Annotated in this window: 11 protein-coding genes; 8 read left to right on the plus strand and 3 right to left on the minus strand. The window is 67.2% G+C overall.

Going from position 1 to position 13,068, the window contains the following annotated elements:
• Positions 1–2 precede the first annotated feature (2 nt).
• Complete coding sequence (locus tag PT015_RS21890; RefSeq protein WP_285187176.1) at positions 3–302, minus strand: hypothetical protein; 300 nt, start codon at positions 300–302, stop codon at positions 3–5.
• A 108-nt stretch (positions 303–410) separates the two neighbouring features.
• Between PT015_RS21890 and PT015_RS21895 the strand changes: the two genes are divergently transcribed.
• The 4 genes from PT015_RS21895 to murQ all read left to right on the plus strand — a co-directional run bounded on the left by PT015_RS21895 (position 411) and on the right by murQ (position 5,050).
• The gene (locus tag PT015_RS21895; protein ID WP_285191232.1) at positions 411–1,163 is read left to right on the plus strand and encodes a class I SAM-dependent methyltransferase; all 753 of its coding nucleotides are present in this window, start codon (positions 411–413) and stop codon (positions 1,161–1,163) included.
• 88 nt (positions 1,164–1,251) lie between these two features.
• Positions 1,252–2,214, plus strand: a complete 963-nt coding sequence (locus tag PT015_RS21900) for an alpha/beta fold hydrolase (RefSeq protein ID WP_285187177.1) — start codon at positions 1,252–1,254, stop codon at positions 2,212–2,214.
• Positions 2,215–2,330: 116 nt separating this feature from the next.
• The gene (locus PT015_RS21905) at positions 2,331–3,356 is read left to right on the plus strand and encodes a C40 family peptidase (protein ID WP_285187178.1); all 1,026 of its coding nucleotides are present in this window, start codon (positions 2,331–2,333) and stop codon (positions 3,354–3,356) included.
• The gene (gene murQ / locus PT015_RS21910) at positions 3,353–5,050 is read left to right on the plus strand and encodes an N-acetylmuramic acid 6-phosphate etherase (RefSeq protein ID WP_285187179.1); all 1,698 of its coding nucleotides are present in this window, start codon (positions 3,353–3,355) and stop codon (positions 5,048–5,050) included. Before PT015_RS21905 ends, murQ begins: the two co-directional genes overlap by 4 nt.
• Here the strand turns inward: murQ and PT015_RS21915 are convergent.
• Complete coding sequence (locus PT015_RS21915; RefSeq protein WP_285187180.1) at positions 5,047–6,042, minus strand: AraC family transcriptional regulator; 996 nt, start codon at positions 6,040–6,042, stop codon at positions 5,047–5,049. The two genes, murQ and PT015_RS21915, sit on opposite strands and share 4 nt — an antisense overlap.
• An 88-nt stretch (positions 6,043–6,130) precedes the next feature.
• On the opposite strand from PT015_RS21915, the gene PT015_RS21920 reads away from it, so the two are divergent.
• Genes PT015_RS21920 through PT015_RS21935 form a run of 4 tightly spaced genes read left to right on the plus strand, consistent with a single transcriptional unit; the run spans position 6,131 to position 12,296 of the window.
• Positions 6,131–7,921, plus strand: a complete 1,791-nt coding sequence (locus PT015_RS21920; protein ID WP_285187181.1) for an N-acyl-D-amino-acid deacylase family protein — start codon at positions 6,131–6,133, stop codon at positions 7,919–7,921.
• Between the two features lie 38 nt (positions 7,922–7,959).
• The gene (locus PT015_RS21925; RefSeq protein WP_285187182.1) at positions 7,960–9,642 is read left to right on the plus strand and encodes a patatin-like phospholipase family protein; all 1,683 of its coding nucleotides are present in this window, start codon (positions 7,960–7,962) and stop codon (positions 9,640–9,642) included.
• 13 nt (positions 9,643–9,655) lie between these two features.
• Entirely contained in the window at positions 9,656–10,975 is a 1,320-nt protein-coding gene (locus PT015_RS21930; protein WP_285187183.1) for a lipase family protein, read from the plus strand.
• A 43-nt stretch (positions 10,976–11,018) separates the two neighbouring features.
• Positions 11,019–12,296: a serine hydrolase domain-containing protein gene (locus tag PT015_RS21935; RefSeq protein WP_390888047.1), complete on the plus strand. Its 1,278-nt coding sequence runs from the start codon at positions 11,019–11,021 to the stop codon at positions 12,294–12,296.
• 26 nt (positions 12,297–12,322) lie between these two features.
• Here PT015_RS21935 and PT015_RS21940 read toward each other — a convergent pair whose 3' ends face one another.
• A complete protein-coding gene (locus PT015_RS21940) occupies positions 12,323–13,033 on the minus strand; it encodes a TVP38/TMEM64 family protein (protein WP_285187185.1) in 711 nt (236 codons plus the stop codon).
• Positions 13,034–13,068: the final 35 nt, after the last annotated feature.

Here is a 13,068-nt window from a genome sequence, read left to right on the forward strand (position 1 = left end):
CGCTAGAGGGTCACCACCTGCTGGAAAATCGCAGCCAGCGCGGACGTCGACGCTGCCTCCTGGGCGAGGTAGCTCGCGCTGTCAGTCACGACCCCTGCGGCGCGCTCGCCGATGCGTCCCGCGAGTCCTGCTATGAACCCCGCGACCTCGCCATGAGCGGCATCGACCGCAGCCGCGCTGGCCTGGCATGACAATCCGAGTCCCGATGGCGCGACCACCTGGTGAAGGTCGCCCACGGACGCGCCCCAGCGGGTGGACATGGCATGCAGGTCGGCCGTGTTCACATGCAGTTCTTGCCCCACGGGCGGCAGTGTAAGCCGGGTGAACAATCGCTCACCAGTCACCCGCATAGGCTGGCCGAAGGTGTTAAGCAGCAGTCGGCGGGGAATGAGGTCGGAATGACGCACGCAATGCCGCGTGACCACAAGGGCGACTATGGAGTCGATGGCTCGTTCAAAGTCATCTCCGCTCGCGACCAGGCGATCGGCATCGGCATCGGATCCGCGGCCCTCGCGGCGGTCTCGGGCATCAACGCCAAACGCGGCAATCGACTGGTCGCAGCGCTGAGCGGAGCCTCATCCCTCGGCATCGCCGCGAGCACCGCCCTGTACATCTACGCCACCAAGAAGGGCAAATTCCAGGTCTGGCAGCGCATCCTCGACGAACTCGTTCTCGAAGGAGACGAGAAAGTCCTCGACATGGGCTGCGGCCGCGGCGCGGTGCTGCTCGCGGTCGCGAAACGACTCCCGAACGGGCGCGCCGTCGGCGTCGATATCTGGCAAGCCGACCAGACCGGCAACTCTTCGGAGGCCACCCTCGCCAATGCGGAAATCGAAGGCGTCAAAGACCGTATCGAGCTGCACACCGGCGACATGACCGTACTTCCGTTTGACGACAACAGCTTTGACGCAATTGTCAGTAGCCTTGCCATCCATAACATTCCGGGCCACGACGGCCGGCGGAAGGCTCTCGAGGAAGCCATGCGCGTCCTGAAACCCGGCGGTCGCCTCGCCATCGCCGACCTGTGGGAGACCCAGCAGCACGCCGACCACCTCCGGCAGCAGGGCTGGGACAAGGTCGAACGCACGAGCGTCGGGTGGCGCATGTGGTACGGCGGCCCGTGGACACCGACGCATCTTGTCACCGCGACAAAGCCCCGATGAATCAAGCGGGAAATCCTGCCAAACACTGCGTTTAACTGGGCATTTGGCGGCCATCAGTAGGTTGAGCGGTCGCCTACGCTGAAGCCTGATGGACAATCCACTGCATCACCCTCCCGGCGTCCCGCGGGTCGAGAAGCCACGGGCCGAAGGTCAATTCCATCTCGCCGACGGCCGACGCCTCGGCTATGCGGAATTCGGTGACCCCGACGGCCCGGTCATTCTGTGGTTCCACGGCACCCTCGGGGCGCGACGGCAATTCCTCGCCAAGGGGCGCCGCGCCGCCGAGAAGCTCGGCCTTCGCGTCATCGTCATCGAGCGGCCGGGCACCGGCCTATCCGACTCCCACCGCTATACCTCGGTGAGCGAGTGGGTCGCCGACATGGCCCAGGTGGCCGACGCGCTCGACGCCAAAAAGCTTGGTGTGGTTGGTATGTCGGGTGGCGGTCCCTATGCGCTGGCTTGCGGTGCGCTGCCTCCGATGGTCGACCGCGTGGCCGCCGTCGGCGTGCTCGACGGCACAGTCCCCGCAGTGGGTCCCGAGGCCACCCGCGCCGGCGCCACCGAGGTCGCCCGCCGCTTCGGCCCGATCCTCACGCAGCTTCGTCGACCGCTCGCGGTGATGGCGACCATTTTGCTCGCTCCGCTAATTCCGTTTGCGCACTACGCCTATCGCGTTTACATGCGCATGTGGCCCGAGGTTGACCGCAAGGTCCTCGACGATCCCGAAGTCGAGGCGATTTTCGTCGACGACATGGTCAACGCCTTCCGCGGTCGCTGCCTGGCCATGGTCGACGACGCGCGACTTCTTGGGCGTGACTGGGGTTTTCGCCTCGTTGACGTGAAAGTCCCGGTGCGATGGTGGCACGGCGAGACCGACCACGTCGTCCCTGTGGCGGGCGTGCGCACGGCCGTCACACAACTGCAGGACGCCGAACTCACCGTTCGATCCGAAAGCCACCTCGGCGGCTTCGCGATGACCGAAGATGTGCTCATCCACATGCGTGCAAAGCTCATCGGCGGCGCGGAGGATCTCCCGGCGGTTGGTCAGTGATATCGCATGTGGTCCTGAAACGAAAAAAGAGAGTCACCTCGGAGAGGTGACGCATGTGACTCAACCGCCGCGCGCCGACCGGGCGCCGCGCCAAAGCTCGGATAACGTCGACGAACATGACCGGCGCCGCGATCCGACTAGCGCTCGCCGGCGCGTTGACCATCGGACTGGCAGCGCCCGTCTCCGCAGCGCCGACGACGCGCGATGCCTATGTCGCCGTGTCGGTAGCCACGGTATGGACGACGCCACAGAGCCCGCGACCCGTCGATAAGCCGGCCGTGACCAACCCGGTCGATATCCGCGGCTGGGTATCCGCCATGACGCAGGACCAGCAGGAGGCGCTCACCTCCGACGAGCTCGACCAGACACAAGTCCTCTACGGCGACCGCGTGATTGTCATCAAAGAGCAAGGCGACTGGGACGAAGTGCGGGTGCCCGGCCAGTCCACCCCGAAGGACACTCAGGGCTATCCCGGCTGGATTCCCAAGTCCCAGTTGAGGATTGATCCGGGCTACGCCGCAGCGAAGGGGCGCGGTCCTTTCGCGCAAGCCGACCACGGCCTCACCTCCTGGCTGTACCGCGAGCCGGAACTCTCCCAGCGTGACCTCGAGATCAGCACCAACACCCGGCTTCCCGTTGTGAGCCGCACCGACAAAGCCGTCCAGGTCGCCACCCCGGACCGCGGCCCGAAGTGGCTGGACGCACGAGCGGTGTCGGTCTACCAAAAGCCCACGGACATAACGCGTCCCACCGGGGCCGACCTGATCCGATACGCCGCCGTATTCCTCGGCATCCCCTACGTCTGGGGCGGCGTGTCCGGGTTCGGGATCGACTGCTCCGGCTTCACCGCCGCCATCTACCAGGTGCACGGCATCACCCTGCCGCGCGATGCCGGCCCGCAGGCCGCCGACAGCCGGGGCCGCGCCGTCGACAAGTCCGCGCTACAACCCGGCGACCTCCTCTTCTACTCACACGAGGGCAAGGACCCCGCTAATCCCGATGCGATCCACCACGTGGCCATGTACTACGGGAACGGCAAGATGATCGAGGCATTCGACAAGTCGGAACCGGTGCGCGTCACCCCGGTCCGACTCGACGGGGACTACTGGGGCGCGCGCCGCTACCTCGACCCGCCGCGATGATCCTCGCCGTCGACCTCGGCAAGACGACCTGCCGCGCCGCCGCAAACGGGCGCCGGGCCGAGGGAGCGGGCGCGCCCGGGCTCGCGACTCCCGGAGGCGTGCGCGGCGCGGAGGCGGCGATCGTCGCCGTCACGCGGGACCTCGGCCCGTTCGACGAGGTGGTCGTCGGTGTCGCGGGAGCATTCGCCGCGCCGGATGCGGCAAGTGCGCTGGGGCAGGCGCTGTTGACGTCGCTGCGGGTGGAGCAGGTCACGGTGACCAGCGACGCTGTCACCGCGCATGCGGGCGCGCTGAACGGTGAGCCCGGGGCCGTGCTGGTAGTGGGCACCGGCGTCGCCGCGGTCGCGATCGACGCGCACGGCACCCTGCGGACCGCCGACGGCTGGGGCCCGTGGCTCGGCGACGAGGGCGGCGGCGCATGGATCGGCGCCGAGGGTCTCCGCGCCGCGCTGCGCTCCCACGACGGCCGCGGCCCGTCCACCACGCTGCTCGACGCCGCCCAAGCCCGCTTCGGCGCACCGCAGACCTGGCCCGCCCAGTTCAACGACGCGGCCGCGATAGCGTCCTTCGCGCCCGACGTCCTCGCCGCGCAGGACGATCCGGTGGCCCTGGAAATCGTCGATGCAGCTGTCGACGCCCTTGCCGCAACAGCTCGCGCGCTCGGCGGCGGCCCGGTGGCGCTGGTCGGTGGCCTCGCCGACGCGCTTCGCGGCAAGCTCAACGCAGTCCCGACCGTCGGCGACGCCCTCGACGGCGCGCTGCAACTGGGCAAGATCCACGAGCCGCACGTCATCCGTACAAGCGCCAAACCCGTTGCCGTGCATAGCCTCGACACGCTCGCCACCGAAGGTGTGCGCCACGACCTGCACGACCTCGACGCGCGACCGATCGCCGACATCGTCGAGCTGCTCGTCGCCGCCGAAGGCGAGGCGCATCAGGCGATAGCCGCTGAAGTCCCGCGCATCGCGGCGGCGGCCGAGGCGATCACAGCACGACTACAGAACGGCGGCCGGCTGATCTACGCCGGTGCCGGAACGCCCGGCCGACTGGGCGTGCTCGACGCGGCGGAGTGCGGGCCCACCTTCGGCACCGACCTCGTGCGGGCCGTGATCGCCGGCGGACCAACGGCTTTGACCGAGGCGATCGAAGGCGCGGAAGACGCCTTCGGCCCCACCGATCTCGCCGATCTGACGCCGAAAGATGCGCTCGTCGGGATCACGGCGTCGGGCCGGACGCCCTACGTGCTCGGCGCGCTCGAACACGCCCGCAAACTGGGCGCGCTCACCGTCTCGATCGTCAACAATGCGCACAGCGAAGCCCACGCCGACCATGTGATCGAATTGCTCACCGGCGCTGAGGTTCTCGCCGGATCAACCCGCCTCACCGCCGGAACGGCGCAGAAGATCGTGCTGAACGCTATCTCGACCAGCGTTATGATCGCGCTCGGCAAGGCCTACGGGCCGCGGATGGTCGACGTACGCCTCACCAACGCCAAGGTGCGCCGCCGCGCGGTCCGCATCGTCCGCGACGCGGCGAACGTCGATGAGGACAGAGCCGCCACCGCGCTCACCGAGGCGGGCGGTCACGCCAAGACGGCGATCGTCGCACTGCTCGCGGGCATCGACGCCGCCGAGGCCAAATCCCGGCTCGATCGCGCACACGGCCACGTGCGCGACGCGCTCGGTGAGCGTTAACGAAACGAGTCTCGGTATTGCCGTGGACCGCAACTGAACCAACGCCGACAGGATCGGCTGAGCACGCTCTGCTCGGCGTACCCGAGTTCTCTGGTCAGGTGCGTGAGGCTGATGTCGGTGTCTCGCAGGTAGTGCCCGGCGGTCTCGCGGCGCACACTGTCGATGAGTTCGCCGAAGGTCGTGCGTTCCGCAGACAGGCGGCGGTGCAACGCTTTTGGATGCAGGTCGAATTGGGCAGCGATCAACTCGAGACTGGCCGCGCCGGTCGGCAACAGCTGGCGGACCATCCTGCGCACCGACTCGGTCATTGCGGGTTGGTGGGTGGCGATCCCGCGTAGGTACCGCACGACCGCTTGGTGGGTGAGTGCGTCTTGCTCAAGAGGACGCGCGAGATCGGCTGTCCGAAAGGTGAATCCGGCGGTGGGCCGGGCGAAGAGTGGTCGGCAGCCGAAGTAGCTCGCATACTCCGCTGGAGCGGTTATCGGTTGGTGCGGCAGGTGCACCGCCATCGGCCGGTATTCAGCGCCGAGCATGAACCGCAACATGCCCAGCGACACGCCCAGGGATAGCTCGGTTGTCTGCGGGTGCGGCGGCGGTCGTTCGATCAACACCTCGAACGCGTAGAACGAGTGCTCCGGATCGTCGCACGCCTCGATGCGCGCGGAGATGGCCGGGCTGTAGGCAGCCAGAAACGTCTCGACAATCGTGAAGGCATCGCCGACGGTGGCGGCGGTGCGCGCTGCGACACCGAGCGGTCCGAGAATCTCGATGCCCTGCCGCAGCGCCAACCGCCGCCCGAAATCCGTCGTCGACGTGGCTGCCGCTGCCGTCTCGATGGCCACGATGAGACTCAGGTACGGCAGAAAGACCTCGTGGTCACCGACATCGCGAGCCGCTATGCCGGCGGCTTTCAAAATCGCAACCGGATCGCCGCCCAGTTCGGCCACCAACTGCGGAAAGCCTGACAGCGATGTGCCACGAACCACAGACATGTCAACAAATGTCAAATATTTGTCCGCAAGTGTCAAGACGTGAGAGCGCCTGACTCCGCATCCTGAATAGGTCGCAGGAAGGACAACCATGAGCTTCGACACCGTCATCCGCAACGGCCGTTGGTTCGACGGCACCGGCGCCCCCTCGGCGATTCGCACACTCGGCATCGTCGACGGTCGCATCGCGGAGATCAGCGAACAGCCCCTCGACGAGACCGGCTGTGGCCAGGTGATCGATGCCGAAGGCAAGTGGGTGCTGCCCGGTATGGTCGACATTCACACCCACTACGACGTCGAAGTACTGGGCGGGCCGGCGCTGTCGGAGTCGCTGCGCCACGGCGTGACGACGGTGCTGTTGGGCTCGTGTTCGCTGTCGACGGTCCACGTCGACGGCCAGGACGCCGGCGATCTGTTCGGCCGGGTGGAAGCCATCCCGCGCGACCACGTCATCAGCACGATCGACGAGCACAAGACCTGGACCAACTGCGAGGAGTACATCACCGCGCTGGAGGCGCGGCCGCTGGGACCGAATGTGGCTGCCTTCATTGGCCATTCGGACATGCGCACCGCGACGATGGGCCTGGACCGCGCCACCCGCAAAGACGTCACCCCGACCGCGTCCGAACAGGCTCGGATGGAGCGGATGCTTGCCGAGGCGCTCGACGCCGGGTTCGTCGGAATGTCCTCGCAGCAATTGCTATTCGACAAGCTCGACGGCGACACCTGCCGCTCGCGCACCTTGCCATCGACGTATGCCAAGCCGCGCGAACTGCGCCGGCTCAAGTCGATGTTGCGGCGCGCCGGCCGAGTGTTGCAGGCAGGCCCCGATATTCAGAACCCCTTCAACATCGCGTCCCAGGTGGCGCAGTCGCTGGGCGTCATGCGAAAGCCGCTGAAAACCAGCTTGCTCTCTGCCGCCGACATCAAGGCAACCCCGGGATTGATCGCCATGCTGGGTCCTGGTGCCCGCTTGGTCAACAAGCTGGGCGGCGACTTCCGCTGGCAGCACCTCCCGGTTCCCTTCGAGGTGTACGCCGACGGTATCGACCTGGTGATCTTCGAGGAGTTCGGCTCAGGTGCGGCCGCCATGCACCTGAAAGAGCAAGTGGCAGAACGCCTTGACCTGCTTCGCGACGAGGGTTACCGGCGGCGGTTCCGCAAGGACTACGACAGTAAGTTCGGGCTGCGCGTATGGCACCGCGACTTCTTCGACGCCGAGATCGTCGCCTGCCCCGATCCTGCCGTGGTCGGAAAGTCGTTCGGGCAGGTGGGAATTGACCGTGGTGGGCTGCATCCCGTCGACGCGTTCCTCGACCTGGTCGTCGAGCACGGCACCGCGCTGCGCTGGCGCACCACCATCTCCAACCACCGGCCCGAGATGCTCAAGAAGGTGGCCAGCGATTCCGGCGTCCAGATGGGCTTTTCCGATGCCGGCGCGCACCTGCGCAACATGGCCTTCTACAACTTCGGGCTGCGCCTGTTGCGCCACGTCCACAGTGCGCAGCAAAGCGGTAGGCCGTTCATGACCGTCGAGCGGGCGGTGCACCGACTCACCGGCGAGCTCGCCGATTGGTATCGCATCGACGCCGGGCATCTGCGACTGGGCGACCGCGCCGATCTGGTCGTCGTCGACCCCGCGCACCTCGACGACTCGCTCGACGGCTACGCGGAGCAGGAGGTCGAGCAGTACGGCGGACTCTCGCGGATGGTGAACCGCAATGACGACACCGTCAGCGCCGTGCTCGTCGCCGGACGGGCCGTGTTCCTCGACGGCAAGGCCACCGACATGCTCGGCGCGCAACGCACCGGCAGCTTCCTGCGGGCGGACACCACCGTCAGAACCCAGTTGGCTACCGCCGCAACGGCGATCAGCACGTAATTCGCCGCACGGTGCGACGGCATGGGTAGGTTGATCCCATGCGGATCCCGGTGGTCGACACGGTGCTCGGCCGACTCGGCCGCCGTGACCCCGGGCTGGCGGACATCGAGGAACTCGAACACGAGGCCGTCGAGCCCGTCGACGCCGACCATCTGCTCTCCACCGAGCCGAACCTGCTGCTGCAGCGGATGGAGAACCGGCTGATCCGCCACCACCTCGCGGAACCCGGCGTGCTGAGCGACGAGGAACTGCGCAAGCTGCGCTACATCCTCAACTTCGCGCGGCTCGCCGACTTCGAACCCGGCGCCGCCGGCCCGGACGGCAGTCGCGGACGCGGCGGCGTTTCGGTCGGCGCCGAGGTCGCGCCCTGGCGGTCGCGGGTGGCCGACGCGCTCTACGGCCCCCTGCGCGAGGAGACCGATCTCGTCACCGCGCTGCAAACCGCACGCGACGCGCTGGCCAACTTGGAGGCCGACCAAGACGACCAACGGCGTGTGCTCATCGAGCGGCACGGAAACGACTTCTCCGCAACCGAATTGGATGCCGAGGTCGGGTACAAGAAGCTCGTCACGGTCCTCGGCGGCGGTGGGGGAGCGGGCTTCGTCTACATCGGCGGCATGCAGCGGCTCCTCGAGGCCGGCCAGACGCCCGACTACATGATCGGCGCGTCCATCGGGTCGATCCTGGGCAGCCTGGTCAGCCGCGAATTACCGGTTCCCATCGACGAATACGTCGCCTGGGCGAAAACGGTGTCCTATCGCGCCATCCTCGGACCCGAGCGACTGCGCCGCCGCCACGGCCTGGCCGGCATGTTCGCGCTGCGTTTCGACGAGTTCGCCGCCGCGATGCTCAGCCGTGAAGACGGCCAGCGAATGTGTATGTCCGACTTGGCGATTCCATTCGACGTCGTTGTCGCCGGGGTGCGCCGGCAGCCGTACACGGCGCTGCCTTCGCGGTTCCGCCGTCCCGCGCTGGCGGCCCTGCAGATGCGCTCGGTTCCGTTCCGCCCGATCGGCATCGGCCCGGTCGTCGGCACCCGGATGTGGCAGGTCGCCGCCTTCATCGACCTGCGGGTCGTCAAGCCCATCATCATCGGCGACGACAGCCCGGCCCGTGACTTCGACGTGGTCGACGCGGCCTCGTTCTCCGCCGCCATTCCCGGTGTGCTGCACCACGAAACGAACGACCCGCGGATGGTCCCGCTCCTTGACAGGCTCTTCGAGGAGGAGGACATTGCGGCCCTCGTCGACGGCGGCACCGCCAGCAACGTCCCGATCGAATTGGCGTGGAAGCGCGTCCGCGACGGACGGCTCGGCACCCGAAACGCCTGCTACCTGGCATTCGATTGCTTTCATCCGCAATGGGATCCGCGCAACCTCTGGTTGGTGCCGATCACCCAGGCGGTCGCGTTGCAGATGCGACGCAACCTGCCGTATGCCGATCAGCTCATTCGATTCGGGCCGACCCTGTCTCCGGTGAATCTGGCGCCGTCATCCACCTCCATCGACCGAGCCAGCAGGTGGGGACGCAACAGCGTCGACGAAGCGATCCCGCTGACGACGGCGCTGCTGACACCGACGTGGTGGGAGGGCGACAGCCCGCCAGTCGCCAAGCCGCGGACGCTGCCGAAGTCGGTGGCGTCGCCGATGAGCGCGGTGATGGCGGCAATTCAAGTGCCGACCAGCCGCCTGGCCCGGTTGCGAGACCGCTATCTGACATGACTTGGGGGAAGGTATGACGACGCCGTCGTTTCCGGTGTGGAATCCGGGGCGCAACAGCGTGCCCGGCAGGGCCGTAGAATTACCTCAGCCGCACAATGATTCGTTCTATTCCTACACCGGTTCCGCGCCGCTGGAGAGCATCGCGCCGGGAACAGTCGTGGACGCCAGGCACTTTCATTACCACTTGTTTGGCTTCCCGACCCTGCTCGAAACCACCCAACTGCTCTACCGGTCGACCAGCCAGACCGGCAAGCCGACCGTCAACGTCACCTCGATCATCAGGCCGCCGTTCCATTTCGGCGCGCCGAGAGTGCTCTCGTTTCAATCCGCCTACGACTCGCTGAACCGCAACGATCAACCGTCCTATGCCATTTGGGGTGGATTCCACCTCGGCGGCGTCATCACTCATGTCGAAGCGGTGGTCTTCGGCCCGTTCCTAGCCGAGGGCTACACGATCATCGTGCCCGACACCGAGGGTCAGCGCGCCGACTTCGCCGCGGGACCCGAATACGGCAAGAACACCCTCGATTCGATTCGTGCCGCGGTCAATTCGTCGGCCGTCCCGGGCGATGCGAAGGTAGCGATGCTCGGATACAGCGGCGGTGCCATCGCCACCGAGTGGGCCGCCGAACTGGCCCCTACCTACGCACCCGAGGTCAACGAGCGTCTGATCGGCGCCGCGATGGGCGGCGTGCTGGTCGACCCGGCGCACAACCTGCACTATGTCGAGGGGGCCGGGTTCTGGGCGGGTGTCATGGCGATGGCGTTGGTCGGCATCTCGCGCGCATTCGAGGTCGAGGCCGAGCTGGCGACCTACCTAACCCCCAACGGCACAAGGATTTTCAACGCGATGCAGACCGCGTCGATCGTCGACGTGCTGGGCCAGTACGACGGTCTGACGTGGAGCGATCTGGTCGTCCCCGAGTACCCGACCCCGGAGCAGGTGCCGGTTTACGTGCGCTGCGCCAACCAGCTGATCATGGGCACGGGTGGCACGCCGACCATCCCGCTCTTCATCGGGCAGGGCGCCCACGGCGAACTCGAGGGCACCCCGAGCGACCAGCCCGGTATCGGGGCCGGTGACGGCGTGATGATCGCCGGAGATGTGCGCACGCTCGCGCGCGACTACTGCGCAAGGGGCGTCACGGTCCACTACGAAGAATACGCTGAGCTGAGCCACATCTGGAGCCTCCCCATCTGGCTGCACCACGCCACCAGATGGACCAAACAGCGTTTCGCCGGCCTGCCCGCCACGCAGAACTGTTCTTCGATCCGCGAGGGCAACATACTCGCGCCCATTCCGGTTCCGCCCACGCCGACCTCCGCTGTCTGACGGCACCGTGCGGGCAGCCGTTGCTATCGCCCTCTGCGTGCTGATGCTCGCTACCGCGTCGTCGGCTAGGTACACCGCGCCGCGCGAGAGAATACAGCCTGCCGCAACCGATTTCGCGCCGATCTCCAGGTTGATGAACGACGCGATCGCCGCCGAGAAGCTGCCCGGCGGTGTGGTGGTGGTCGGGCACGGCGGCAGGATCGTCTTCCATCAGGCGTACGGGTCACGCAAGCTCGCCGGCGAAGACGGGCTGGACGGGTCGCCCGCACCCGCCGAGCCGATGACCGAAGACACCATCTTCGACATCGCGTCGATGACCAAGAGCCTCGCCACCGCGACAGCCGTCATGCAGCTCCACGAGAAGGGGCTGGTCGCCTTCGACGAGCCCGTGCAGACGTACCTGCCCGACTTCAATCCGGACAACGACCCGGTGCGGCAGCGGGTCACCGTTCGGATGTTGCTCACGCACACGTCCGGCGAGCCGATCGATGTCAACCTCGACGACCCGTGGGGCGTCGACGCGCCGGATAAGGCCGAAGGCATTCGCCGCGCGCTCAGCGCGCCGCTGCAGTCGGCTCCCGGCGAGGTCTACCGCTATGCCGACATCAACTACATCCTGCTGGGCGCCATGCTCGAAAAGCTCACCGGGGAAGCGGAAGACGACTATGTCCAGCGAAACATCTTCGCTCCACTGGGCATGACCGACACTCGCTATCTGCCGCCCGCCGAGGTGCGGCCGCGCATCGCGCCGACGGCGGTCGACGACCGCGGTCATCTGCTCCGGGGCACCGTGCATGACCCGACGACCCGGCGCATGGGAGGGGTGGCCGGGCACGCCGGTATCTTCTCGACGGCGCACGACGTCGCCCTGTACGCGCAGGCGTTGCTCGATCGGCTTGCCAACCGCCCCAGTACTTTTCCGCTACAACAAGCGACCCTGGCGATGATGACAACTCCCCAACAACCGGGACGCAGGCCGGGGCAGGTCGAAGCCGCGAACGATGCCGTCCGCAAGGCTGCCGCGACGGCGCCCAACCCGATGGATCCGCTGCTCGCCCCGCACTATCCGGCGATCGAAGGGCAGGAGTTGTTCGGTTTCGGCTGGGACATCGACACGGCGTTCTCCAAGCCGCGCGGCCTGGTCTTTCCCGTTGGGAGTTTCGGCGGCACGGGCTTCACCGGCACCTCGCTGTGGTTGGACCCGGGCTCGGATACCTACGTCGTTCTGCTGACGAACGCGATCCATGTGCGCGGCAGTGAACCCATCTCGGGTCTGCGCGGCGACGTGGCCACCGCGGCGGCCGACGGCGTGGGACTCTGAAATTCGCTCGAAGGCGGGCAAATCGACTAGTGCTTCGGCGGCGTGACGGGTGGGGCCTTGGAGGCGTCGGCCTCCGGCTCGTCAGGCGTCCGCCACTTCCGGAACCCCTGCCGGGCGGCGAACGCGCCGGCCACCGCCGTCACGCACCACACCCCGATCGCCGCGTACGCCAACACCGGCGACTTGTTGCCGATCGACGCGCCCAGCGCCGTGTAGACGAACGCCCGCGGCACCGAGCCGATAAAGGCGCCAACGGCCATCTGCCACAGAGGAACTCCGAATGCTCCGAACGCGTATGACGCCAAAGCATCCGACAACCCCGGGATGAACCGCTGACCGACCACCGCCCACAGCCCCCGCCGCTGTATCAAAGCGTCGAGCCGATCCGCTCGCGACGCCCCCAATAAAGCCCGCGCGCTGTCCCGTCCGGCCCGCCGGCCGAGGAACGCCGCCACCACCGCCGTCCCGACCGTCGCGCCCAGCGTCACGAACACGCCCAGCAGCGGACCGAACAACAGACCGCTGCTCGCCGCCAGGATCGGGCCCGGCACGAAGATCGCTCCGAGCACCGCCGACAACACCACGTAGGTGAACGGTGCCAGCGGGCCCGTGGCCTTCACCCAGCCCCGCACGTCCTCGATATTCACCACGTGCTTGACGGCCAGCAGGTAGAACATCACCGCCAGGAACACGGCGAACACCGCAAGCCGGATGATGTGCGGCCGTCGAGAGGTCATAGTGACCGTGATTATGCCTGGCTATGTAGGGTCGA

It is taken from the genome of Candidatus Mycobacterium wuenschmannii, from assembly GCF_030252325.1.
Lineage (GTDB): Bacteria > Actinomycetota > Actinomycetes > Mycobacteriales > Mycobacteriaceae > Mycobacterium > Mycobacterium wuenschmannii.